This is a genomic window from Armatimonadota bacterium (genome assembly GCA_017303935.1).
Taxonomy (GTDB): domain Bacteria; phylum Armatimonadota; class Fimbriimonadia; order Fimbriimonadales; family Fimbriimonadaceae; genus JAFLBD01.
In genome coordinates, this window is record JAFLBD010000001.1 from 802,687 (window position 1) to 827,840 (window position 25,154).

The 25,154-nt window shown below is 53.7% G+C and carries 23 protein-coding genes, 1 tRNA gene and 1 riboswitch; of the genes, 9 read left to right on the top strand and 15 right to left on the bottom strand.

Annotated elements, in window-relative coordinates; all coding sequences use genetic code 11:
- Window positions 1–9: 9 nt before the first annotated feature.
- Together J0L72_03805 and J0L72_03810 are read right to left on the bottom strand one after the other, a co-directional pair.
- On the bottom strand, window positions 10–1,611 hold the full coding sequence (locus J0L72_03805) for a hypothetical protein (GenBank protein MBN8689902.1): 1,602 nt from the start codon (window positions 1,609–1,611) through the stop codon (window positions 10–12).
- Between the two features lie 130 nt (window positions 1,612–1,741).
- Window positions 1,742–2,890, bottom strand: coding sequence for an ABC transporter ATP-binding protein (locus J0L72_03810; protein ID MBN8689903.1), 1,149 nt, complete (start codon window positions 2,888–2,890; stop codon window positions 1,742–1,744).
- A gap of 111 nt (window positions 2,891–3,001) precedes the next feature.
- Between J0L72_03810 and J0L72_03815 the strand changes: the two genes are divergently transcribed.
- Window positions 3,002–4,852 (top strand): glutamate mutase L, encoded by a 1,851-nt coding sequence (locus tag J0L72_03815; protein ID MBN8689904.1) that lies wholly within the window; start codon window positions 3,002–3,004, stop codon window positions 4,850–4,852.
- A 66-nt stretch (window positions 4,853–4,918) separates the two neighbouring features.
- Here J0L72_03815 and J0L72_03820 read toward each other — a convergent pair whose 3' ends face one another.
- A complete protein-coding gene (locus J0L72_03820; GenBank protein MBN8689905.1) occupies window positions 4,919–5,857 on the bottom strand; it encodes a GDP-L-fucose synthase in 939 nt (312 codons plus the stop codon).
- Window positions 5,841–6,935, bottom strand: coding sequence for a GDP-mannose 4,6-dehydratase (gmd, locus tag J0L72_03825; protein ID MBN8689906.1), 1,095 nt, complete (start codon window positions 6,933–6,935; stop codon window positions 5,841–5,843). The genes J0L72_03820 and gmd overlap by 17 nt, the downstream gene beginning before the upstream one ends.
- A gap of 95 nt (window positions 6,936–7,030) precedes the next feature.
- On the opposite strand from gmd, the gene J0L72_03830 reads away from it, so the two are divergent.
- Window positions 7,031–7,366, top strand: a complete 336-nt coding sequence (locus J0L72_03830; protein MBN8689907.1) for a hypothetical protein — start codon at window positions 7,031–7,033, stop codon at window positions 7,364–7,366.
- Here the strand turns inward: J0L72_03830 and J0L72_03835 are convergent.
- Together J0L72_03835 and J0L72_03840 are read right to left on the bottom strand one after the other, a co-directional pair.
- Window positions 7,363–8,034 (bottom strand): response regulator transcription factor, encoded by a 672-nt coding sequence (locus J0L72_03835; protein ID MBN8689908.1) that lies wholly within the window; start codon window positions 8,032–8,034, stop codon window positions 7,363–7,365. The genes J0L72_03830 and J0L72_03835 overlap by 4 nt on opposite strands.
- A gap of 3 nt (window positions 8,035–8,037) precedes the next feature.
- On the bottom strand, window positions 8,038–9,159 hold the full coding sequence (locus tag J0L72_03840) for a hypothetical protein (GenBank protein ID MBN8689909.1): 1,122 nt from the start codon (window positions 9,157–9,159) through the stop codon (window positions 8,038–8,040).
- A gap of 203 nt (window positions 9,160–9,362) precedes the next feature.
- Between J0L72_03840 and J0L72_03845 the strand changes: the two genes are divergently transcribed.
- Window positions 9,363–9,438, top strand: a tRNA-Ala gene (locus J0L72_03845).
- 74 nt (window positions 9,439–9,512) lie between these two features.
- Here the strand turns inward: J0L72_03845 and J0L72_03850 are convergent.
- Complete coding sequence (locus J0L72_03850) at window positions 9,513–10,631, bottom strand: PEP-CTERM sorting domain-containing protein (GenBank protein MBN8689910.1); 1,119 nt, start codon at window positions 10,629–10,631, stop codon at window positions 9,513–9,515.
- A 246-nt stretch (window positions 10,632–10,877) separates the two neighbouring features.
- Window positions 10,878–10,982: riboswitch (S-adenosyl-L-homocysteine riboswitch) on the top strand.
- A gap of 88 nt (window positions 10,983–11,070) precedes the next feature.
- Between J0L72_03850 and J0L72_03855 the strand changes: the two genes are divergently transcribed.
- From J0L72_03855 to rplL, 3 genes are all read left to right on the top strand, one after another.
- The gene (locus tag J0L72_03855) at window positions 11,071–12,468 is read left to right on the top strand and encodes an adenosylhomocysteinase (GenBank protein MBN8689911.1); all 1,398 of its coding nucleotides are present in this window, start codon (window positions 11,071–11,073) and stop codon (window positions 12,466–12,468) included.
- A 234-nt stretch (window positions 12,469–12,702) separates the two neighbouring features.
- Window positions 12,703–13,359, top strand: coding sequence for a 50S ribosomal protein L10 (locus tag J0L72_03860; protein MBN8689912.1), 657 nt, complete (start codon window positions 12,703–12,705; stop codon window positions 13,357–13,359).
- Window positions 13,360–13,361: 2 nt separating this feature from the next.
- Window positions 13,362–13,745: a 50S ribosomal protein L7/L12 gene (gene rplL, locus J0L72_03865; protein MBN8689913.1), complete on the top strand. Its 384-nt coding sequence runs from the start codon at window positions 13,362–13,364 to the stop codon at window positions 13,743–13,745.
- Window positions 13,746–13,820: 75 nt separating this feature from the next.
- Here rplL and infB read toward each other — a convergent pair whose 3' ends face one another.
- The 3 genes from infB to nusA are packed head-to-tail and all read right to left on the bottom strand — an operon-like array spanning window position 13,821 to window position 17,072.
- On the bottom strand, window positions 13,821–15,767 hold the full coding sequence (infB, locus tag J0L72_03870) for a translation initiation factor IF-2 (protein MBN8689914.1): 1,947 nt from the start codon (window positions 15,765–15,767) through the stop codon (window positions 13,821–13,823).
- The gene (locus tag J0L72_03875; protein MBN8689915.1) at window positions 15,755–15,997 is read right to left on the bottom strand and encodes a DUF448 domain-containing protein; all 243 of its coding nucleotides are present in this window, start codon (window positions 15,995–15,997) and stop codon (window positions 15,755–15,757) included. The genes infB and J0L72_03875 overlap by 13 nt, the downstream gene beginning before the upstream one ends.
- Window positions 15,998–16,001: 4 nt before the next feature.
- Window positions 16,002–17,072: a transcription termination/antitermination protein NusA gene (gene nusA, locus J0L72_03880; GenBank protein MBN8689916.1), complete on the bottom strand. Its 1,071-nt coding sequence runs from the start codon at window positions 17,070–17,072 to the stop codon at window positions 16,002–16,004.
- Window positions 17,073–17,227: 155 nt separating this feature from the next.
- Between nusA and J0L72_03885 the strand changes: the two genes are divergently transcribed.
- The 3 genes from J0L72_03885 to J0L72_03895 are packed head-to-tail and all read left to right on the top strand — an operon-like array spanning window position 17,228 to window position 20,438.
- A complete protein-coding gene (locus J0L72_03885; GenBank protein MBN8689917.1) occupies window positions 17,228–18,157 on the top strand; it encodes a hypothetical protein in 930 nt (309 codons plus the stop codon).
- Window positions 18,158–18,180: 23 nt separating this feature from the next.
- Entirely contained in the window at window positions 18,181–18,939 is a 759-nt protein-coding gene (locus J0L72_03890) for an enoyl-CoA hydratase/isomerase family protein (protein MBN8689918.1), read from the top strand.
- Entirely contained in the window at window positions 18,936–20,438 is a 1,503-nt protein-coding gene (locus J0L72_03895) for an ATP-grasp domain-containing protein (GenBank protein MBN8689919.1), read from the top strand. Before J0L72_03890 ends, J0L72_03895 begins: the two co-directional genes overlap by 4 nt.
- A gap of 57 nt (window positions 20,439–20,495) precedes the next feature.
- Here J0L72_03895 and J0L72_03900 read toward each other — a convergent pair whose 3' ends face one another.
- The 5 genes from J0L72_03900 to J0L72_03920 form a co-directional block, all read right to left on the bottom strand.
- Entirely contained in the window at window positions 20,496–20,738 is a 243-nt protein-coding gene (locus J0L72_03900; GenBank protein MBN8689920.1) for a type B 50S ribosomal protein L31, read from the bottom strand.
- A 63-nt stretch (window positions 20,739–20,801) separates the two neighbouring features.
- Entirely contained in the window at window positions 20,802–21,698 is an 897-nt protein-coding gene (locus J0L72_03905; GenBank protein ID MBN8689921.1) for a tyrosine-type recombinase/integrase, read from the bottom strand.
- The gene (locus J0L72_03910; protein ID MBN8689922.1) at window positions 21,665–23,314 is read right to left on the bottom strand and encodes a glycosyltransferase family 39 protein; all 1,650 of its coding nucleotides are present in this window, start codon (window positions 23,312–23,314) and stop codon (window positions 21,665–21,667) included. Before J0L72_03910 ends, J0L72_03905 begins: the two co-directional genes overlap by 34 nt.
- Entirely contained in the window at window positions 23,292–23,990 is a 699-nt protein-coding gene (locus tag J0L72_03915; GenBank protein ID MBN8689923.1) for a hypothetical protein, read from the bottom strand. Before J0L72_03915 ends, J0L72_03910 begins: the two co-directional genes overlap by 23 nt.
- Window positions 23,966–25,153, bottom strand: coding sequence for an HD-GYP domain-containing protein (locus J0L72_03920; protein ID MBN8689924.1), 1,188 nt, complete (start codon window positions 25,151–25,153; stop codon window positions 23,966–23,968). The genes J0L72_03915 and J0L72_03920 overlap by 25 nt, the downstream gene beginning before the upstream one ends.
- Window position 25,154: the final 1 nt, after the last annotated feature.

The following is a 25,154-nucleotide window of genomic DNA, read 5'->3' on the forward strand; positions in this document are numbered from 1 at the left end:
CGAACTGGATTAGTCTCCAGTAAGGCCGTAGTTTGCAACCACGATGTCGAAGTCGGTTGAACCCACTTCTCCGTCGCCATCGACATCGCCTTGAGCGATGGTCGCTGGGCTGACACCGAAGTTGAGAACGACGGTATCGAAGTCATTTGCACCGACTTCGTCGTCGCCGTCCACGTCACCGCAGATGAAGCTAAACGTAGCGCTAGCTGCTGAAGAACCAAGTGACACTCCTGCAACCTTCTTTCCGAGATAGCCTTCTGGCTTGCAGTACAGATCAGCTGTGCCGCGGAAGGTGGAGTACATCGTTGATGAGCTTGCCGTACCGTTAGCGCCGCCAATGTTAAGAACATCGACAACTGCATTGGCGTTAGCTGGATCGCGAACTTCGACGCTAATGGTGCGGTCCGAACCCACCCAGCTCGTCAGGGTCTTGGTCAGGTCAACTTGTCCGTCAGCGTTCAATTGGTAAACGTAAACAGCCTTGAATCCTGAAGTGTTTGCACAAACGAACACGTATGGAGTACCGCCTACGCTTGCGTAGGAGAAGTTAACTGCGCGGGTCGAGAATGGAATCGAGAAGGTCGGAGTCAGCGAACCAAAGGTTGCAGAACCGATCGTTGGATATCCAGTTCGATCGCCAGTAGCAGCGTTACCCATGATCACGAGACCATTGGAGTTGATCGGGTCGGTTGGTGTGACGAGGTTTGCAGCGCCATTCAAGCTGAAGTCGTTCATCATGAAGAACTCGTCGTATCCAGTACCTGCTGGAACGATCAAGCTGTTCTGGAACTGAACGTTTGGCACGTTGGTGAGATCTGCGATTCGAACGCCGTTGTCCAATTGGCCAAATGCGGTGCGATTGAATCGAATCAGGTCGTTCTCGTGTCGCATGAAAACGCCGTTACCAGTCGAATCGAACGAGAGCGATCGAGGAGTATTTGGCGAAGTCAAGATCGGCGAGGCGCCCGGCAGGATCGTAGTAGTGGATCCGCCCGAACCGCTGAGATAGCGTTGAACTGCGCGGCTACCGTTTCGGTCTGTTGCCAGAGCTTCACCTGCGCCGTTGTTCTGAGGGTCAATCGTGATGTCTTGAATTCCAGTTCCTGAGCTAACGAGTGAACTCATTTCAGCTGCTGAGAGAATTCCATCAAAGAACGGATTCGTTACCGTCGTCGTTGGGACCAGCGTACCGTCTGCTGGGTTCACCTTAAACACTTCCATCTGGTTCGTGCCAAAGTCGGTGCTGCTCGTAGCGCCTTGACCAATCGAGGTTGCCCAGAACAGGTAGGTGCCGTTGTACATGATTTCAGTGGACCGACCGTTGGTCTGAGTGTCGGTTCGAGCTACAGTCATCACGCCGTTTGGAGTCAACCAGTTTGTCAACTTGAGCAAGTTCACGGAGGTTACACCTGTGCCTGTTGGTGCACCAGTGATAAACATCTCTCCTGATGGCAACACGACAACGCTATTCACGAGCTGACCCAACAACGGATCGGAACCCGAGATCGAGGTTGGCATCACGATTGTCTTTGTCAATCGAAAAGTTGGCGCCTGTGCATTTGCGCAAACTGTAATCGCCAGCATTCCGGCTAGTGCGAGTGTCTTATTCATCTAAATTCTTCCCTTTCACAATGTCCCAATCGATTTAAGTTGAGACATTCAAAAGTATACAGACGAATGAAAAAATTTCGCATGAGTTAGAACTCGAACCTGGTGATATTGCCAGGGAATTTACGGGTTCTTAATGGATCGCCATTTCAGATTCGAAATCAAAGATGTGAAGGGCACCCAAATTGATTGCAAATTTGCCTGGGTCATCCACTTTGAGCTTCGATCCGCTATCAAGGCTCGCCTGGAATTGGTGTTCGCCCGCCTTCAGATAAGCGATATATTGGTGCCCAAGAGGCTCCATCACATCAACCCTAGCGTCAATCGTGTTCTCAGGGGTCGTTGGGACAGGGTTATTCATCGAGGCATCATAGATGTGCTCAGGGCGAACGCCCAAGAAAACCTTCTGCCCGTCCGCAGCGGATGTGCCCCTACCTTCTGGAAGCGGGAGCTTGAAATCGCCACAATCAAACCAGGTTTTGCCAGATTCCTTCTTGATGGATCCTTCGACAAAATTCATCGGTGGCGAGCCAATAAAGCCAGCTACGAACTTGTTGACGGGTTCGTTGTAAACCTTTTCAGGCGAGTCGCACTGCTGCAGCAGGCCATCTTTCATCACGGCCACGCGCTGCCCCATAGTCATTGCCTCAACCTGGTCGTGCGTCACATAGATGGTCGTAATCCCCAGTTCCCGATGCAATCGAATCAGTTCCGCGCGGGTGTGAATACGTAATTTCGCATCAAGATTGGAAAGGGGTTCATCCATCAAAAACACGGCTGGCTTTCGCACAATCGCTCTGCCAAGAGCCACGCGTTGGCGCTGTCCACCGCTCAGTTCTTTCGGAAGTCGATGCAAGAGATGATCAATGGAAAGTTGTTTGGCGACTTCCCTGACTCGTTGGTCGATGCTCTCTTTGATCTTTTTGGCCTCGGCGGCGTGAGTGATTTGCCAAAAAACTCCGCCAAGCTCGCGTAAACGCAATCCGAAGGAGATGTTGTCGTACACCGTCATGTGCGGATATAGAGCGTAGTTTTGAAACACCATTGCGATGTCTCGGTCTTTCGGTGGGACATCGTTGACCCGCTTTTCGCCGATCATCAGATCGCCATCAGTGGCTTCCTCAAGCCCGGCAATCATCCGTAGTGCGGTCGTTTTGCCGCATCCGGACGGGCCGACAAGAACCATAAATTCTTTGTCCTGAACTTCCAGGTTTAGGTTGTCGACGGCCCGGACATTCGAGCCGAAAACCTTGCTGATATTGCGAAATGTTACGCCTGCCAAATCATGCTCTCCAAAAGTGAACGCGCGAACTCAGTATAGCCAAAAAAGAAACTTCAAATTACCTGCTTCCGGGATGCTCAAAATCCTGTCAATTTAGGCATAATGCACGCTATGGCGCAAGATATCCGGCGCATTGTGGCGACCGACTGTGGTTCTACAACGACCAAGGCAATTTTGATTGAGCGAAATCCTGAGGGCAAGTATCGACTTGTGGCTCGTGGCGAAGCTCCTACGACGGTCGAAAAGCCGTTTGAAGACGTGACCATTGGCGTCTTGAACGCGATGACCGAGCTTGAAGAAATCACTGCTGAACAAGTTCCGACAGCAGAGGGATTTACTCCAGGCCGGCGATCACTCGTCAAGAACGACACGGTTTGGAAGCTACTTAAAGATGGCTCGACGATTGACACCCGATCAACGGATAACGAAGCCTCAGATCTTTACGTCTCAACCAGTTCTGCTGGTGGCGGATTGCAGATGATGGTCGCAGGTGTGGTGAAGTCGATGTCTGCCGAATCAGCAGAACGAGCTGCACTCGGTGCAGGCGCGATCTTGATGGACACGCTGGCCGTCGATGATGGTCGAAAAGAATTCCAAAAGGTGGAGCGGCTGCGACAACTCCGCCCCGACATTATCCTAATGTCAGGCGGTACCGATGGCGGTACCCGGTCGCACCTTATCGATATGGCTGAAGTCGTGCGACGCGCCGATCCAAAGCCGCGATTTGGCGACATGAAGCTCCCAGTGATTTTTGCGGGCAACATCGAAGCGCGGGATGACGTTCACGAAGTTCTCGGAAAGAATATCGCTCTCAAGATGGTGGACAACCTTCGTCCGACCATGGACCGAGAGAACCTTGATCCAGCGCGCGACGAAATTCACGAGCTGTTCCTTGAGCACGTGATGCAACAAGCACCTGGCTATAACAAGTTGCTGGAGTGGGCGAGCGAAGAAGTCATGGCCACTCCGAACGCGGTTGGCAAACTGATGAAGTCTTATGCCGACCAGGAGGGCATCAACGTTCTCGGTGTTGACATCGGTGGCGCGACGACAGACGTTTTCTCGGTTTTCAGCGGAATCTATAACCGAACCGTGTCTGCGAACCTTGGCATGAGTTACTCGATTTGTAACGTTCTCAAGGAAGCTGGAATCGACAACATCGCTCGCTGGCTACCATTCGAGATCAATCCAAATGATGTTCGAAACCGGCTGCGCAACAAGATGATTCGTCCAACGACGATCCCGCAAGCCTACGAAGACCTGTTGATTGAGCATGCGGTAAGCCGAGAAGCTCTCCGGCTAGCGTTTGACCACCACAAGTCGCTTGCTCGGTCGCTCACGGGTTCCCAACAACAGCGCGATGTCGGTCAGATTTTCGACCAAGCCGCATCCGGCTCCACTCTTATCAAGATGATGGACCTCGACATGGTGATCGGCTCCGGCGGTGTGCTTAGCCATGCGCCACGACGTGCTCAATCGGCCCTGATGATGATGGATGCGTACCAACCAGAAGGCGTGACCATGCTCACTGTGGACAGCATCTTCATGATGCCGCACCTCGGCGTACTGTCCGAGCACCTATACGAAGCCGCTAAGGAAGTGTTTGAATACGACTGTATCGTCAAGTGCGGTCACTGCATTTCGCCAGTGGGCACATTGAAGGGCAATGAGCCAGCGCTGACCGTTTCTGGCTCCGGCCACAACTTCACAATGCCTCTCGGCCAGATCAAGGTGATTCCTTGCGATCGAAACGAGTTCATTGAACTGACGGTTACCCCGGCTAAAACTTTGGACATCGGTGCAGGCAAAGGTAAGGAAATCACCCGAAAGTTTGAGGGTGGAACCGTTGGAATCATCTTCGATACCCGCGGACGGCCATTCACTCTGCCGACCGACAATCCAACCCGAATCGCCAAGCTGCGAGAGTGGCTGGAAGCGATGGGCCTTCCAATTCCGAAGTAATTTCGGATCCCCAACACAACAGAGCCCCTGCTGGATTTCCAGCAGGGGCTTTTGAATAGGTCTGATCTAAACCCGGCTGACTTCGCCAGCGAGGAAAGAGTCGTATGCAGCCTGAATTCCGGCCACCAAGCTCTTCTCGGGGCGCCATCCCAGCCCGAACAGTCGCGAGACGTCATTAGTCTTTTCGGGAAATCCGTCCGGCTTTGAGGTATCCCAGACAATCTCGCCTTCATGACCGATCACTTGTTGAATCGTTGTGGCGAGCTCCTTGATCGAGACAGAAGTGCCAACACCGATGTTCACCATGTCTGGCACATCGTCGGTCTGCATGAGGAACAGGATCGCGCCAGCAACATCGTCGCTAAAGAGGAATTCTCGCCGCGGCGAACCAGTACCCCAGCAAGTGACAGGAGTGTTCCCCGCCAGCTTCGCCTCGTGGAATTTGCGGATCAATGCCGGAAGCACGTGGCTTGTTTGCAAGTCGTAGTTGTCGCCAGGCCCATAGACATTCGGCGGCATGACCGTAAAGTAGTTCCGGCCGAACTGCTTGCGAATCGATTGGCAGAGCACCAGTCCAGCAATCTTCGCGATCGCATAAGGAGCATTGGTCGGTTCTGGCTTGCCGCTTAGCAAGGCGTCTTCTGGAATCGGCTGGGCCGTATCGCGAGGATAGATGCAGCTCGAACCAAGGAAGCAGAAGTTTGGAACTCCAGCCAGATGCGCACCCCAAATCAGGTTGCACTCCATCACCAGGTTCAGGCCGATGAAGTCAGCTGGATAAGTGGAATTCGCGCCAATGCCACCCACCTTCGCGGCGGCCATCACGATCCATTCCGGCTTTTCAGCCGCTAGAAAATCAGCCACCGCCGATTGATTTTCGAGGTCTAGCTCGGCCCGAGTGCGAGTGATGATGTTATCGAAACCAGCTGCTTTGAGCTGGCGCACGATCGCCGAGCCCACTAAGCCCCGGTGACCCGCGACAAAGATCTTATCGGCTTTCTTCAGCACTCTGATACACCTTGAAGCCTTCGTTTCGAATCAGGGCATCCTTCTGCGCTGCTTCGAGGTCGGAGGCGACCATTTCCTTCACGAGTTCTTCGAACGATACCTTCGGTTCCCATCCAAGCTTGAGCTTTGCCTTTGTAGGATCGCCAAGCAAGGTCTCCACTTCGGCCGGTCGATAATAGCGCGGGTCCACGCCAATCACTTCTCGACCAGTAGCCTTGTCCACACCGACTTCTTGTTCGTCCTTGCCGCGCCATTCGATGTCCATGCCAACTTCGCGGAAGGCGTGCTCGCACAGTGTGCGAATCGAATATTGCTTGCCTGTAGCCACAACAAAATCGTCTGGAGCGTCTTGCTGCAGCATCAACCACATCGCTTCGACATAATCACGGGCGTGTCCCCAGTCTCGAAGGCTGTCCATGTTGCCCAGGAACAGTTTCTTCTGAAGACCGACGCTGATTCGGGCTGCCGCGCGAGTGACCTTACGCGTGACAAATGTCTCACCTCGCAACGGACTTTCGTGGTTAAACAGAATGCCGTTACAAGCGTACATGCCATACGATTCACGGTAGTTCACCGTGATCCAGTAGCCATACATCTTGGCCACAGCATATGGCGAGCGAGGATAAAACGGCGTGGTTTCCTTTTGCGGAATTTCTTGGACCAAACCATAAAGTTCCGAAGTCGATGCCTGATAGAACCGAACCTTGTCGGTCATACCAAGGATTCGAATCGCTTCCAACAATCGCAAGGTTCCGATGGCGTCGGAGTTTGCGGTGAACTCAGGCTCGTCAAACGACACCTTCACATGGCTCTGCGCACCAAGGTTATAGACTTCATCCGGCTGAACCTCTTGAATCACACGAATCAATGAAGTCGAATCTGTAAGGTCGCCGTAGTGCAACTTGAACGGCAACCCTTCTTCATGAGCATCGTGATAGAGGTGATCAATGCGCTGGGTATTGAACAACGACGTGCGCCGCTTGATACCGTGGACCGAATAGCCCTTTTGCAATAGCAGTTCGGCAAGGTATGCGCCGTCCTGGCCGGTAATTCCTGTGATGAGTGCCGTTTTCATAAATGGTGTACGCCCCATAGTTTAGCAGTCGGGGCAACTTCCTGCGTTAACAACCGTACATTATCGGCAGTTCCATCGTGCTACCCTAGGTTCTAATGAACTACTACGAAACATGGGTAGATCTCCTCCCCGGAGTCAAGGACCTCGAATTCACCGATGCAGTCGATCGATACCTCTCAAAATTGACTGAAATGGGCCGGATCGAAGGGTTTTCGATCAAGCGCCGAAAGTTCGGATTTGGGCCAGAAGTACTTGGCGAGTTCAACATCACGATGAGTGTCAAAGACCTGGCGCAACTTGATTCCGCGTTCATGATCGTCGCGGAGCGAGATGGCGAAATCGAGAAGTTGCATGCTGCCGTATTCAGCAAAGTCTGCAACTACAAGTCCGCTCTCTACCGAGACTTTCCGGACGAAGTGCGCAAGCGCTAGCCCATAAACTTGTAGCCGACGCCGCGAACAGTGACCAGCCTTGTTGGGCTGGCAGGATCTTCTTCGATCTGCTCCCGAATCCACCGCACGTGCACATCGATCGTGCGAGACGACACGTATGCGTCTTGCCCCCAGACTCGGTCCAAAAGTTGTTCGCGAGTGAACACTTGCCCACTGTTTCTAACGAAAAAGTAGATCAGGGCGAACTCTTTCGGAGCAAATTCGATGGTCTTGCCGCTCAGAGTCACCTCGTGCGTTTTGGGGTCGATTTTCAGGTTGCCGCTTTCAGCGACCTCAAGCGGAGTATCGCCAGTCGTTCGGCGAAGAACGGCGCGGACCCTAGCCGTGACTTCCCCCAAATTGAACGGCTTCACGATGTAATCGTCCGCCCCGAGTTCCAGCCCAGCCACGCGGTCATCTTCACTGGCGCGCGCGGTCAAAAAGATGATCGGGGTTTGGTGCTCCTTTCGGATTGCCCGGCATAGTTCAAATCCAGACCGGTTCGGGAGCATGACATCAAGCAAAAGCAGGTCCGGACGGACCTGCTTAAAGAGCCTCATTCCTTCTTCTGCCGAGTTTCCAACAAAAACGCTAAAGCCCTCCTTTCGGAGTTTGTGTTCTAGCGTTTCGCAAATTGTAGGTTCGTCGTCAACAAGAAGTATTTTCATGGTTTAAGTGGCGATGATTTCAACGTTCGCACGTGGAACGGTGACTTCTTCCCCACTTTCGAGCTTTGCCTTGAGCACGCGGACTTCGGTTCCCGATTCCAAGACAACCAGTGTTGCCGGAAGATCGGTGACCGTTCCCAACATTCCAAAGTACGGTTCTCGGATGATTCGAATCGGAGTCCCGGCCTTCAGCTCAAGTGCACCGCCCGCAGCAGATGTCGCCGCTCCGGTCAGTTCCAGCGGCACAATAATCTCAGGACGAATCACACCCGCGCGGATCTGAGTTGCCCCGTTCATACTGGCCCTTTTGCCTTCCAGCGACTTGAACAAATTGAAAGTCCGTTCTGCCATGTTCAGCTTGCCAAAGCCCTCGGTCACCATCAAAGTGAAGGTGATCGGTTCTTGGCCGGTGATCGCAACGCCGATGTCGTATCCAAGGAATTCGATCAGGTCGCTATCGAGCACGCCGCCAGCCACCAGTCCGACTGCGCCGACTTCAGCCGCGCGCTTGAACGCACCCACCGTAACCAGCGACCCGCCGATCAAAATCTTGCCGGCGTCGTCATCTTTGATCGCGGATTCATCCAGAACATCCGCGGCAGAGTTCACCGCCATTCGAATGATGCCGGTTCTCTCGCCACCGATTCCAAAGATGCCCTGGACCATCGCGCCGCGAGTCTCGACAATCGTGCCTTCGTCAGGGATGACTTCGGCAACGGTGCCTTCCATATAAGCGCTTAGGTCAACCGGGATCGAGGGTTCGCGGATCAAAACGTGCCCAGAAACCTCAGAGATCGACTCGATCACGCCGCTGAAATCGCTGTTCACAACCGACTTAAAGAGTCCAAAAAAGCCTTTGGTTTCGGCGATCATTTGGTTCTTCTCGACGGTGTCTCCAGCCTTCATCATCAAGGCGCTTTTCACGTCTTTTGCTTCGAGGCTCAGCTTTTCGGCAAGTTTGATGGTTTGCAGAATCCCCGGCAACATCGCTCGCGCCACGACGGTGTCTGGTTCGACTTTATCGCCGGATTTGACGCTAACGTCCCCTTTGATAGGCAATCGCCGAACTCGGCGAACGACGATGTCATTGCTGACAGTTAGTCCAGGTGTATATGCACTCCCCAAGGCTCATTCCTCCGTGACAACCCTGTCATGGTGACGAGGGTCGAACGTTGCGTTAGTTTAGCATGGGATCAGAACGGGTTTTCAATTTGCTGTGGTTCGCCAGACGGCTTTTTTGAACTTTACGCGTGAAATGTTAAGGCGGGATTAACCAGAGGTGCCCTTGCAACGCCCTGTTTGAATCGGTCATACTCGTTGTTGACCTCGGGGGATTAGCTCAGCTGGGAGAGCGCCTGCATGGCATGCAGGAGGTCAGCGGTTCGAGCCCGCTATCCTCCACCAAGATTTACAAGATTGCCCACACCGGTGAATGGTGTGGGCAATTTACTTTGCGCTTGTCTGTTGCTGAGTTCGTTTCAGGCGATTCTCTTCCGCCGCCTTTGCCTGAGGGCGACCCCCACCAACCCCACTCCGAGAACAATCAGTTCAGATGGCTCCGGCACTGGGGTGAGGAGCAGGTTGTACTTGTAGTTAGTTCCCAAATAGCCGTTACAGATTATTTCTCGTCGGTTATTGATTCCGATCACCGTCAAGTTGAATCCATTTCGGTTCGTGATGGAATCAGTGAAGTCAACAAGCCCGGTCGACTGGGACCAGAAGAACTGCCTGGCCGAATTGTTTACGACACCAGTTACCACAACTTCTCCATTGTCATTGATGTAGCTTGCCTCGCCAACAGGGTGCGGCACGACGCTTCGAACCCCAATGTCGATCTTATGTATCAATTGGCCCGAGGAATTCCAAATCGCCAAATATCGCCGGGTTGAATTGCTTAGAATTCCGCTAATCACGCCGCTGGAATTGATACTGCAAGCCACACCATAGTGACCCGCCAAAGCAAGGCCCGTATAGCTGCCATCTGGGTTCCAGCGGATAGGGTTGAAGTTGACACATCCAACAATTGATCCTGCTTCATCAATGTCCCTGGCAAGGTTGTAGCCGTCCCAGTATCCGGGATCAAGTAGTGCGCTACTCGTAGGTGAATACCGGATGGCGTTTCCTGTTCCGCCCGTTCCGCCATTTCCGAACCACTCGGCCCAACCTACTGCGGTATGGGCATTGTTCATGGCAAATGACTCGAACCAATAGTTCTGTCCGTTATCCTGTACCAAAAGATCGGTCATTCCTACGCCTGGCGTCCAATACCCAACTTTGGTTCGACCAGAACCTGGGATCGGATTTCCATACACAACCACATCTCCGGCTTCGTTAATGCCACCTGAAGATACGCTGGTGTGTTGATGTACCGATGGAGTCGCAGTTTCCACTAAACCGTTCGTGTTCACACGGTAAATGTTCGCTGTACCCCACCCTTCAGCGGAAATCTGACCCGCATTGTTTATCCCGCTGAACACGAGTTGCGATTCACCGGGAACAACGACTTCGCGCATTGACCAAGTCAGCGCATACGACTGCGAGCCGAGTGCAACCACACCCGCAACCACCAGCAACCTCGTCCTCAATGCCAATCCCATCCCCATCAGTATATGACGAAACCGACAGAAACAAAATAAGATTCATGCCGATGGGGGACAACGATACAAAAAAGAGGGGAGGCGCCGTGGCCTCCCCTCTGCGTGAACAGCGAAGATTACGGCAGGTTGTCGCCGAGCTCGAAGCTCGCCACCACATTCTGAGTGAGAATGAGGGCGGATTGATTTTCGAACGTGAAAATGGCACCAATGAGCCTACGGTGGCCTGAATTTGGTGCCATAATTTGTATTGCTGAGGAGCGTTGCGATCCAGATTTGATTGGACTAGGCTCAGCACCGTTTTCTGCGCAATACCTGTTGTTCGGAAAGTGGATCAAACGGCGCTCGCGATCGAAAAATTGTTTCGGTTGGGAGCGTCTTTTTTGTTGCTCCTTGCCGAAGATTGAAACAGTTCTAAAAGAGAAACACGATGGCAGCAACAATGAAAACAAATGACTTTCATGTCGCGGACCTGAGCCTCGCCGCTTGGGGACGAAAAGAAATCAAAATCGCCGAAACCGAAATGCCGGGCTTGATGGCGATTCGGAAAGAATATTCGGCGTCCAAGCCTCTGGCTGGCGCCAAGATCGCCGGCTCGCTTCACATGACGATTCAGACTGCGGTCTTGATCGAAACTCTGGTCGATCTCGGCGCAGAAGTTCGATGGGTCAGCTGCAACATTTACAGCACCCAAGATCACGCCGCAGCTGCGATCGCAGCCGCTGGCGTCCCAGTTTTTGCCTATAAGGGCGAAACGCTTGCCGAATATTGGGACTACACCCACCGATTGATGGAGTGGCACGACGGCGGAACTCCAAACATGATTTTGGACGATGGCGGCGACGCTACCCTTTTGGTGTTGCTCGGTAGCCGCGCAGAGACCGACGCCTCGCTGATCAGTAATCCGACCAGCGAAGAAGAGGAATTTCTGTTCGCGAGCATCAAGCAGAAGCTGGCGGTCGATCCGACGTTCTATAGCCGAATCAAGGCCAACATCCAAGGCGTCAGCGAAGAGACTACCACCGGTGTACACCGACTGTACCAACTTCAAAAAGAAGGTCGGCTCCCATTCCCGGCGTTCAACGTCAACGATTCGGTTACCAAGAGCAAGTTCGACAATCTGTACGGTTGCCGAGAATCTCTGGTTGACGGCATCAAGCGCGCTACTGACGTGATGGTCGCCGGCAAAATTGCCGTCGTCTGCGGTTATGGCGACGTTGGCAAGGGCAGCGCCCAAGCACTCCGCGCACTCAGCGCTCAAGTTTGGGTGACCGAGATCGATCCAATCTGCGCACTGCAAGCCGCAATGGAAGGCTACCGAGTGGTCACGATGGACTACGCTTGCAAGCACGCGGACATCTTCGTGACCGCGACTGGCAACTTCCACGTGATCAACCACGAGCACATGAAGCAGATGAAGGATCAAGCCATCGTCTGCAACATCGGCCACTTCGACAACGAGATTGATGTGGCTTCGCTCGCCGAATACGAGTGGGATGAAATCAAGCCGCAAGTGGACCATGTGGTGTTCCCAGACGGCAAGCGGATCATCATGCTGGCCAAGGGCCGATTGGTGAACTTGGGCTGCGGTACTGGCCACCCAAGCTATGTGATGAGCAGCAGCTTCGCTAACCAGGTGATCGCTCAGATCGAACTTTGGACCAAGCGCGGCGAATACGCTCCTGGAGTCTATGTGCTGCCGAAGCATCTGGACGAAAAGGTTGCTCGCTTACAATTGACCAAGCTCGGAGTCGAACTCACCCAACTGACCGAAACTCAGGCCAACTACATCGGAGTGCCTGTCAACGGACCCTACAAGACTGACACTTATCGGTATTAAGAGTTCAAAACAGAGAGGGCTGGGGAGGTCGCTTGACTTTTCCCCAGCCCTTGTTACATAATTCAGCTTGCCTTAAGACAGCAGGGGGTGAGAAATCGCCTTAATCATCCAGCCGAGGGAGACAATATTGAATAGGAACCGCGCGGACACTTCGGTGTCGCGTTCCCTGCTCGTGAAGTCCACCTTTTGGCTCACGGGTTTTTTTGTTGTCTGCGGGCTAAGAAAGAAACGCTCATGCCTACCGCAGAAAAAGCGCAAATCATCGAACAAACTCAAGGCTGGTACTCCCAGGCGAAGGGAGTCATCTTAGCTGACTACCGTGGTTTGTCGGTGAAGCAAGTTCAAAAGCTGCGCGGAGATCTCCGGGCAAAGGGCGGCGAATTACACGTAATCAAGAACACCCTGTTCCAGCGCGCGATCGGCGACGATGTTGCCAGCCTCGCAGAAGAACTCAAGGGTGGCCCAATGGCTTACGCTTTCTTGTTTGAGAACGAAACCGACTGCGCCAAAATGCTGGTCGATTTCGCTGCCTCATCCAAGAAGCTCGAAGTCAAGGGTGGAATCTTTGCTGGCAAGGCAATGACCGGTAATCAGGTTGTTGCATTCAGCAAGCTTCCTTCGCGAGAGGTTTTGATCGCTCAAGTCATTGGCGCGATCGCTGCCCCACTTTCCAATCTCGTTGGTGTTGTCGAAGCCTTGTACGCGGATCCAATTCGTGTTATTGGTGCCGTCGCCGATAAGGTTGCAGAAGGTTCGCCGCTCCCAGCTCCACAAGCCGCAAGCGCAGAAGTTTCGTCCCCCGCTGAAGAGGCTGCACCAGCCGCTGAAGCCGAAGCCCCCGCCGAGGCGCCTGCCGCCGAAGCACCATCCACAGAAGGAGAATCCAACTAACCATGTCTGTTGTTGAAGAAATCGTAGAAAAGATCAGCGGTATGACCGCTTTGGAATTGAGCGAGTTGAAGACCGCTCTCGAAGACAAGTTCGGCGTCACGGCCGCTGCCCCAATGATGGGTATGCCAATGATGATGGCTGGTGGCGGCGATGCTGGCCCAGCTGCTGAAGAAAAGACTGAGTTCAACGTCATCTTGGCCGCTGCAGGCGACAACAAGCTCGGCGTCATCAAGGTCGTTCGAGAAATCACCGGCCTCGGCCTCAAGGAAGCAAAGGACCTCGTTGACGGCGCTCCTAAGGCTATCAAGGAAGGCGTTGGCAAGGACGAAGCAGAGAGCATCAAGAAGCAGGTTGAAGAAGCCGGCGGAAAGGTCGAACTCAAGTAACTTCCCTTTAACTATCACAACAAAAAGCCCCAGAGGAAACCTCCGGGGCTTTTCTTATCATCCGTCTCGCGCGGATCAGTCCATGATCTGGACCATTTCGTAGGCTTCGATTTTGTCGCCTTCTTTGAACCCAGTCCAGTTTTCGAACTGGATACCGCATTCTTGGCCGTTGGACATTTCTCGCACGTCGTTCTTGATGTGCTTGAGCGATTCGATCTTCCCTTCGTAAACGCGTTCTCCAGCGCGGTCTACGCGGCATAGACATCCGCGCTTGACCATTCCGTCAGTGACATAGCAACCCGCCACGAAGCCAGCCTTGGTGAGCTTGAAGGTCGCACGGATATCCACCGAGCCCAAATACTTTTCTTCGAACTTGGGGGCGAGCATTCCCTTGACCGCAGCTTCGATATCTTCGATCAATTCGTAGATGATGGTGTAGGCTCGAATTTCGACCTTGGCCCTTTCGGCTTCGCACTTTGACTTACCTTCTGGCTTTACGTTGAATCCAACGATAATGCTGTCAGAGGCACTCGCAAGGAGGACGTCGCTTTCTGTGATCGCTCCAACACCGGCGTAAACGATCTTGACTTCAACTTCCTCGTTCTGAATCTTCTCGAGCATGCCGCGGACCGCTTCCACGGAGCCTTGGACGTCCGCCTTGACGATGAGGTTGAGTGACTTTGTTTCGTCGCTATCGAGTTGTCGGCGAAGATCGCGCAAGCTGATCTTTCGCTTTGGCGCGATGAGCTGCTTGCGGATTTCATCCGATCGATCCGAAGCCTTGTTACGTGCGGCACGTTCGTCGAGAGCGACTTCCACGATCTCACCCGCCATTGGCACTTCGCTCAGGCCGAGAATTTCGACCGGCATCGATGGGCCTGCTTCATTGACACGCTCACCAAGATAGTCAGTCATCGCCTTGATCTTGCCGCTGGCGGTTCCTACCACGACGTTGCTGCCGATCTTAAGCGTGCCTTCTTGAACCAGAATCGTTGCAACCGGACCTCGGCCCTTATCGAGCTTGGCTTCAATCACGATTCCCTTGAATTCACCCTTCGGATTCGCCTTGAGCTCCATGACTTCGGCTTGGAGCAGAATCATTTCGAGCAAGTGAGGAACTCCTTCACCTGTATGAGCGGAGACAGGGCAAGTGATGATCTGACCGCCGTAAGCTTCAGGAACAACTTCGTGCTCGGTGAGCTGCATCAGCACTCGGTCTGGATTTGCGTTGCCTTTGTCGATCTTGTTGACCGCAACGATCATCGGAACGCCAGCGTTCTTAATGTGGCCGATGGCTTCGATCGTTTGCGGCATGATGCCGTCATCTGCGGCGACCACCAAGATCGCAATATCGGTGACTTGTGCACCGCGCGCTCGCATCGCGGTAAAGGCAGCGTGGCCTGGAGTATCCAGGAATGTGATGAGCCCTTGATCGAGTTTCGCTTGGTACGCACCGATGTGCTGAGTAATTCCGCCGTGTTCCTTGTCCGCGACGTTTGCCTTTCGGATGTAGTCGAGCAGCGAGGTCTTTCCGTGGTCAACGTGGCCCATGATCGTGACGACCGGAGGCCGAATCACTTCGGCGGGTTCATCGACTTTCTTGGCGCGGCTGACGATCGGTTTTGCCGCTGGCTTTGGAGCCTCGGTGACTCCCCATTGGAGCGTACAGCCGTACAATTCGGCGACCTTTTCGATGATGTCGGGCTTGAGACTGGTGGTGAGCTGCGCCATCGTCTTCAACTTCATCATGAGGTTTTTGACAACGTCTTGCGGCGGGACACCGATTGCTTGCGCGATGTCTCGCGGGGTTGCACCATCTTGCACGACAAGAACCTTCTTACCGCGTTGTGATTCGAGTGAGTCCTTGATCAGTTCAAGTTCATCGGAATCGGCGAGGAACTCATCGCCCTCGTGTACGACGCCAAGCGACTGCAAAGCGCTGAGCACTTGGCTCGGCGTGACGCCATATTGCTTGGCGAGTTCAGAAATGTTGTTTGAGGAACCCATGGTTACTGGTGACAAAGAATCTCCTTCTTCAATTGCGCCTTGAAATCGGGAGTAACACGGACTCGCAGGGCGCGGTCGAGCCTGTCTTTGGTCACGAATTGTTCGCGACAGTTGGATTGAAGGCACACATAGGCGCTTCGTCCGGAAGCTGGCTGATGCTGCCCGGAAGCGTGGCTTGCAACCACCCTATAAAGGGCTTTCTGCTCTAGGCGAGCTTTGCAAACGATGCAGGAACGAATCGGCAAGGAGTCATGCCTCCCCGCCCGATTCGGTATTGGTCACGCCGTCTTCAGCGGCCTGAGATTCACTTCGAATATCGATCTTCCAATCGGTCAATCGGGCAGCAAGTCGGACGTTTTGTCCGCCCTTGCCAATTGCCAAACTGAGCTGAGTGTCTGGAACGATGCAGTATGCGCTGCGGTTGTCCACGTCCATCTTGATCGTGTTGACCTTTGCAGGGCTAAGTGCGTTGATGATGAACTGCTTTGGATCTTCGCTGTAAGGCACGATGTCAATCTTCTCGTCGTACAACTCATCAACGATGGCTTGGACGCGGCTACCGCGCGGCCCTACGCATGAGCCAACGGAATCAACGCGCTCGTCGGTGGATTGAACGGCGATTTTGGACCGTTGCCCCGGCTCGCGGGCGACGCTCTTGATGACAACGATTCCCTCGTTGATTTCAGGAACTTCCAATTCGAACAGCTTGCGAAGAAGGTTTGGATGCGTTCGGCTGACGATCACTTCAAGTCCGCGGCGGCCATCTTCTACGCGAAGTACATACACTCGAATCGTGTCGTTGACTCGGTATGGCTCGGTAGGGACTTGCTCCCAACGTGGCAACTTTGCTTCAACCTTGTTGACCTGCACAAAGACGTTTTCGCCTTCTTTGCGGACGACGGTGCCAGCCACCACATCGTTGAGCTTTTCGCTGAACACACCGGTGATTCGCTTGTGCTCGGCTTCACGCATCTTTTGGGTCAAAACCTGCTTGAAAGTCTGCGCGGCGATACGGCCAAATCGAGCTGGGTCAACTTGGATCGGCACAAAACCGCCCACTTCGGCAGCTTCGTCGTACCGTCGTGCTGCCTGCAATCCGATATGAAGGGCAGGATTGACGACTTCTCCCACAACTTCCTTGAGCACATACATCTTGCTCAGGTCCTTGCGGTCAATTTGCATTTGCACACTGACCTCATTGCTGACCCCTACAAACTTCTTGTAGGCGACTGCCAATGATTCTTCCAACTCGTCAAAGAGCTCTGCAATTGGAATGTCGCGTTCCGTCGCGATCTGATTCAGCTGCTGAATGATATCCATTTTCGACCTGTTCCTCTTAATGCAAATAAAGATGGGTGGCACAAGTGCGCCACCCGTCCTCGGTTTCGCTAATTTTGCATAGTTTACCACCAATGCACCATTTAGTCATGGGTCGAACAGCCCGTAATGGGTTCGATTTTCGGTATTCTTGCGCCATGAAATTGGTGGCTCTGCTGAGTGCTTCCGTCGTTCTTTGTGGGTTCGCGTTTGCCCAACTCCCCGGTATCCCTGGTGGCGGCGGGATTCCTGGAGTGGACGCACTCTTCCAAAAGGGTCCTTCGATCACGACTTCCCTTCCAGACGCCAAATGGGAAGCCAAGGACAAAGATGGTTTGGTCACCAAGCCTGGTGATCTTTTCAGCCTAGAGCGCGGACCAAATCACGGATTCATTTTGAAGGCAGGTGCATGGAAAGGCACTCTGCAGAGTTACTGTCTCAAAGCCGGAACCCATGGGCCAGGAAATGGCGATGGTTACCTTTTCGCACCTCCGAAGGGCCCATTTGAAGCGGCAGTGATCGCCGTGGCAAAGAATTCGGTTGACCACCCAGAGATTCAGCAGCGACCGATCCAACTCTTGCTCTGGGCGATGATCGCTCGAACCAAGGTTCTGGATTTACCTCGCGACCAGCAAGCAATTGCAGCAAAGCTCCTCACTCCGAAGCAGATCGCAGATATTAACGGCGGTGCACTCGGATTCCTCACCGACGATCGACTCGGCGGTGCGTTGATCAAGGAGCCACCACTGGTTCGCCAAGTCATGGAAGCCGAAAACAAGCTGCGAGGCTTGCTCACTAACCCAGCTTCAACGTTCCAACAGATGGAGGCGGTCGCCGTCCTGACCGGAGAGGCTCCTTGGGGCAAAGGTTCGCGCGAAGTGCCTGCTGGTCGCTGGAGCAAGCATCCCGACGGATACTACGTTCGGTACATCCCCAGCGCGTACTACACCACGAATTGCGAAGTATATGTCGAGGAGAATTCTAAGGCCATCGGCAAAGAGTTCGATCCTTCGCGACACATCGCGGTCCCGGGCAATACGGCAAAGCAACGATTGCTACAGTCCGCGCGAAAGCAAGAAGGCCACTAAGCTCAGTGGGACATACTATCGGCATGCTCAAAGTCGAGACTAACGGCCCGATTTGCACCCTCACGCTCAACCGTCCAGAGGTTCGAAATGCGCTTAGCGATCACTTGATCGAGGAACTCTGCCAGGCGTTTTTGAATCTGCCTCCAACAATCCGTGCGGTTGTCTTGACGGGAGAAGGATCGGCGTTTTGTGCCGGAGGTGATCTGGAATGGATGAAGCGAGCCGCTGGCTACACCGAAGAGCAGAACTTTCAAGATGCAGTTCGTCTTGCCGTGCTTTTTGAGACCATCGCGACTTGCCGCCCAGTGGTGATCGCTAAGGTCAATGGGCACGCATTTGGAGGCGGAGTTGGACTGGTGGCGGCTTGCGATGTGGCGATTAGTTCACAAGACGCACTCTACAGTTTTAGTGAAGTAAAACTTGGACTAGTAGCTGCGACTATCAGCCGATATGTAGTTCCAAAAATCGGCCAGGGCCACGCCAGGCATCTGTTCTCCACTGGGGACGTGTTCAAAGCAAATCGTGCTTACGATATCGGCTTGGTGCATGATGTTGCCCCTCTCGATCAGCTAGACGATCTGATTAAGTCTAAGATCAAGGCGGTTCTCGCTGCAGGGCCAGAGGCAGTCCATGCCAGCAAACTCCTGGCGCTAAACCCAGCCGTCGAAGCCGATGATGGGGCACGATTGCTCGCCGCGCGCCGCTCGAATCCTGAAGCTCAGGAAGGAATCGCCGCATTCCTCGAAAAGAGAAAGGCGTCGTTTGTAGAAGAATTGCCATGAAGAAGCTCCTCATTGCCAACCGAGGCGAAATTGCCGTTCGGATCATCTCAACGGCCAAGGAAATGGGCATCGCCACGGTGGCGGTCTATTCAGAGGCGGATCAACATTCAATGCACGTTGCCTGCGCTGACGAAGCGGTGTATATCGGCGGAAGTGCTCCGGCTGAGTCCTATCTTCGAATGGAGGCGATCATCGACGCCGCAAAGACGACTGGTGCCGATGCGATTCATCCTGGCTACGGATTTCTGAGCGAGCGAGCGGAATTCTCGGCACTCTGCGCCTCGAACGGGATTGAATTTATCGGCCCACCTGAGGCTGCCATGCGAGCGCTTGGCGGAAAAATCGAAGCCAAACAGATCGCAGTTCAAAACAACGTGCCGATCACACTTGGCTTTTTTGAACCAGGAGCGACTCCAGAGCAGCTGTTTGCAGAGGCGAAGAAGATCGGCTTCCCGGTCATGCTGAAAGCGAGTGCAGGCGGTGGTGGGCGCGGAATGCGAGCGGTATTCGACGAATCCGAGTTTATGAGCGCGTGCACGATGGCGAGCGACGAAGCAACAAACGCCTTTGGCGACGGCACGATGATGGTCGAAAAACTCGTGAAGACACCCCGTCACGTGGAGGTCCAGATCGTCGCCGATAAGCACGGTAACGTCGCCCCGTTGTTCGAGCGAGAGTGCAGCATCCAGCGGCGGCATCAAAAGTTGATTGAAGAGTCGCCAGCACCCTATTTTGATCGCAAAAATATTTGGGACGCGATGCGCGACGCCGCAGTCAACCTGGCAAAGGGCTCTGGCTATTACGGCGCTGGGACGGTCGAATTCATCGTGGATCCAGAGTCTGGCGAGTTCTATTTCATGGAAGTTAACGCCCGGCTCCAAGTCGAGCACCCAGTCACCGAGGGCGTGACTGACCTTGACCTGGTCCGTCTCCAAATCGAAATCGCTCGCGGAAAGAGTCTGGTGGACTTGGCGCCTCAGTTCATTGCTGGAGATCGGGCGAACTTACGCGGGCACTGCCTCGAAGTTCGAATTGTTGCGGAAGATCCGGCGAAGAACTTTTTGCCCTGTATCGGCAAGATCATCGGCTGGGCAGAACCGAAGTCGCCGGGAGTTCGAGTGGATACAGGATATAGCGCGGGCTCCGAGGTCAGCAGGTTCTATGATTCGATGGTGGCGAAATTGATCGTGACGGCAGAAGATCGTTCTGCGGCGATCACCCGCACGATTCGCGCTCTGAAGGACTTCCATGTTCTCGGCGTCAAAACCAACATCCCATATCTCATCAGCGTTCTGGAGCATCCTGGATTCAAGTCCGGAGATATTGACACCGGATTTCTGGGGCGAGAGTTCGAAGATTGGGCGCCAAATGCCGAGTTGCCTCAAGAACTCGGATCATTGATGATGCTTGCCAAGGGGACAAAGGCAAAACAATCGGCCTCAGTGGCTGATCCTTCACCAGCCTGGAGCACGCAGGACTCTTGGCGAGTGGTTCGCTAAACAACAAGCCCCAGACGAATCGCCTGGGGCTCGATGTTTCTTCTAAAGAAAACGGACTTACTTGTTCTGGTTGCCGTATCGGCGCATGAACTTTTCGACTCGACCAGCGCTGTCCACGATCTTCTTTTGACCTGTGTAGAACGGGTGAGTAAACGCGCTAATTTCGACATTGACTACGTAATATTCGATGCCATCAATGGTCTTGGTTTCGTTAGTCTTGATCGTCGAAACGCCGGTCCACTGGTGATCGCCGTCAACGAAAAGTACCGGATGGTTGGCGGGATGGATTTCGGTCTTCATAAAAATCTTGTGCCCCTAGTCTGGATGCAAAGAGGGAGTATAGCACACGGCTGAATTCTGATGCTACTTCCGCGGGTGCGAACCATCATAAATACGACGTACTTCTTCCATATCCAGTTGTGTATACACCTGCGTTGTGGCGATGCTTTCGTGACCGAGCAGTTCTTGAACAGCTCGGAGGTCCGCCCCATTCCGCAGTAAGTGAACAGCATAAGAGTGCCTCAATATGTGTGGGCTGACATGAGCATCGATCCCTGCTAGCCGCTGGTATTGGGCGAGAATCTTGTACGCCATGACGCGCGACAGTTCTGCTCCCCTGTTAGACAAAATGAAACGGGACGTGGGCCGCACCACGAGTTGCGGACGTCCAAGTTCCAAGTACTTCGCGACCCAATCTGCAGTGAGTTCGGGCAACGGCAACCATCGGGTCTTCCCTCTTTTTCCGGTCACCGAGATTGCTTTTTCGTCAAGTCTTATCTGATCGAGCCGCAATTCCAGAGCTTCGGTGATCCGCAGGCCGGCGCCATAGAGGAGTTCGAACAATGCCCGGTCTCGAAGGGATTCAGGAGTGTCTCCCGTCATTGCCTCTAACAGGGCATTCATTTGAGGTTCCGACAGTGCTTTAGGCAGGAGTCGCTGGCGTCTGAATCCTCCCGTCGAAGGAAGGTCCGCACTTGTTTTTGTGGACTTTTGACGGTGCTTGAGCAGTGCTCGAACGGCCGACAGCTTGCGACGAGAGGTTGCCGGGGCCAGGGGTGCCCCCAGTGTTGCGTGGTACTGCATCATCTGGGCATTAGAGATCGATTCCCACTCAGTAACATTGAGTTGCGCAAAGAATGACGCCGCTTGAACGAGGTCGGAGCGATAGGCGGCAATCGTGTGTGGACTCGCTCCGCGTAGGTTCGCCAAATCGTCCAAAAACTTCTCTATGGGTTCGAGGAGTTGTTCTTGCGGGTCCATAAATAATAGGTTGGACGGACGTACATCATGTCGTGGAGCGGTGGGATCGGCGAGGCATAAACCTTCTCCAGATCGTATTGTTCTTTTAACCGTTTGGTGAAATCTAGGAACGGGGCCACACGCGGGTCATCGGGAGTTTGAACAGCCAGCCGCTCATATCCTTCGGTTTCGAAGCTCGAAAACACGATTGTATCGGGCTTGTATTCGGTTAGGAGCCGTACATCCCAATCAATCCGTTCGTCTGGGTTTGGCGGCACAAACCGGAGTACCGATGGGTTCTGTGCACTGAGCCTGGCCTCTTCTCTAAACTTGAAAGGCACATATCGTGGCGCGCTTGATTCAGGGAATAACGCGGGAGTGTAAAACCATGGATCGGCGACTAATCCAACCGACTTCCCTCTTCCGTTTGATTTTAGTTGATCGGCGATCGTGATGCGGATATCCTTCTCATTCATCAACATCGTTGCCCGGGTTGTGTCCATGACCCCTCCGCCAAACACTCCGAAGGTGCCCAGAATTGCGATGGCGACAACACCTCGCCATTTTGTGTTGGCAGCGGTGTGGGCCTTGGCTACGATCGCTCCGACCAATACCGCGAGCACTGGAAGTAGAGGAAACACGTATCGAACGAACTTGAGCTCCGCTTTTCCGATCAGCAAGTAATAGAGCAATGCGAAAGCAAGGAGGCCGCTCATCCACTTCAACCGATCTCGGATAGCGAGCACGGTGCCACAGACTGAAAGGAGCAGCAACAATGTTCCGAATGCCACCGCGATGTTCGCCAGGTGAGCGATATAGCCGGGGCTGGTGCCTGCAAAAACGAGTCCGTGACCAGCACTCGTATGCCAAAGCTCGTAAGAAAAGTCCTTAGAAAATTGTGCGGTGTTTATGAAGACACCTGGAGTGCTCACCACGAAAGTCAGCAACGCACAACCGAGGGCGACGCCAAACCGCTTTGGAATTTCCGAACGCTGAATTGCGATCAACGCCGGCAACAACCCGGCCAATGCCAGGATTCCGTTGTACTTTGTTCCCGCCGCGAGACCAGCACAAATGCCAGCCCAAACCCAATGCTTCATCGCGGGAGACTCGCTGGCAAGGATTCCGCTGTAGAGACTCAGCGTGACAAACATTGCTGCCATGACGTCCGGTGTCAAAAACCTGGAATGCATGACAAGACCGGGGGCCACCATCACTGCGGCGGCTCCAAAACACGCACCGATCAAGTGCACCCTACCGAACAGAATCAGAAACGTGATGCTGACAAGGATCGATCCGCAGACTGCTGAAATGAATCGACCTGCGGCAATCTCATTGGCTTGTTGACCGACGGTCGCCACAGATGGATCGGTCGCTCCCATCCCCAAAGCATCGACGACATCGTTAACCAAATGGTTAATAGCGAAAAAGGCTGTGCCGTAATTGTAGAAGCCGGGGTCGAGATCGCCTTTGAGGGGATCGACTTGCTGTGTTACCGCCCAATTGACCGGTTCGTCGGGATGAAAACTGGCGATGTTCTGACTCGAAGGCAGCCCCCAGCCAATGCCGATCACCCGAATCACGAGCGAGACGACAAAAAAGAGCAACGCGACTCTAGTTGATGTTTGCCAGTTCATGCTCTTCACTAAACTCATGTTGCGGCAGCACTCGCAGAAGCGATTCCACCACTCCAGAATCGAACTTTCGTCCGCTATGGTGGACCAAATATGTTCTGGCTAACGTGGCGCCTTGTAGCCGTTCCCGAGTGACGTATTCGTCGACCACGTGGATGATTCTGGCTTCAAATGGAATGCTGGTTCCTGCTGGGAAACTCGGCCCCTTGGTCCCATCGAATGGCGCATGGTGGGTCCGAACGATCGTTGCGAGGTCCCGCAAAGTTGGGACGAGTTCAAGCATCGCGCCACCAATCTCGGAATGCTTGTCGTACGCCGCTCGTTGCGAATCAGACCACATTAGCGGATTGCTTTCGTTGACGAGCTTCCATGGAATGGCGCAAAGCCCGATGTCCCTTAAATGAGACGCGCGCTCGATCCGGTCAATCGCACTGTCTGGAAGTCGGAGGTCCTTCGCTACGGCAAGGCTCAGATTGACAACCCTTTCAGTCAGTCCGACTTGTCCTTGGAACCGAAGTTCTACCGCCGATCCGAAAACCTTTAGGTGATTCCGTTCGTGGTCACGATACTGCTGTGGGAGCCTCACGTAGTGAATGTAAGCAAGTCCGGCAGTGACCAAAGCCATGACAACCAGGACGATAATCGCGCCGACACTCACCTTGCCGCACCTCTCAGACATTCTTTGAAGGCCTGTACAACTCGGGGATCAAACTGCGTGCTTGAGCATCTTTCAAGTTCTGCAATCGCGTCGTCCTCGGTCATCGGATCGCGATAGCTTCTCTTTTCTGAACTCTCTGGCCCGCCGACCATCGCGTCGAATGCGTCCGCCACAGAGATGATTTTGCTCTCGATCGGAATCTCGATATCCGAGAGTTGGTGCGGATATCCTTTGCCATCGGGTCGTTCATGGTGGTGCCGGACCCAGGGCACGATCGCCTGGAACCGTTCGCTTCCGGAGAGGATTCTTGCACCGAATTCGGAGTGCTGTTTGACGTGCTCAAATTCGGATTCGGTAAGGCGTGCGGGTTTATCGAGCACTTCCTCATCGATGGCGATTTTTCCGATATCGTGTAAAACGGCCGCCTCGCGCAAAAGCCTCGATTTCGACCGCGGTAGTCCAAGTTTCCGACCGACGTCCTCTGCGAGATTCCCGACTCTTTCAAGGTGGCCATGGGTGTACGGATGCGCCCGCTGAAGCATGATAGTGAGCGCCACCATCGTCTCGTAACTCACTTCTTCGAGTCGCCGCTCAGCATCGATCACACTCCGCAGAAGCCAGATCGGCAAGTAAGTTAGCGGCAAGAGGAGCGCCAAATTTTCTCGGACCAGAACCCCGATACCAATGCCAAACAGGAGATAAACTCCGCTCGCAAAGAGAGTGAATCGCAGTCCTTTTTGAATCTGCTCCGAGAAAGAATGTGCTCCGAAACGAGTCCCAATGTGAGTAACGAGCAAATAGTTGATGCCAAGATAGCCCGCTACAAAGACAGTCACTCCAACCGCCCAATGCGAACCTAACATGTCGGCACCAGTCCACAACAAGCCGCCGGTTGCACTCGAAATGACGGTAACAGCGGCGTTGTATTTGAGCCAGTACAACGCCCGACTCGATCGCTTTCTGGTTTGTTGGATCACCGCGGTCGTGATCACGAGCAAGAGTTCTACAGCCAACGCGTTTGTCGGCCCGGAGATCACGAGGAACCCACAGACGTAGGCGAGACTCAGCGCAAGCATCACACCTTCACGGTGATAATGCACCGGAGCTAGCTCACACAGCAGCGCCAGTGAGAAAAGCAAAATCGCCAGCGGCCAAGCAATGGCGACGAATGGATGTGAAAGCAAC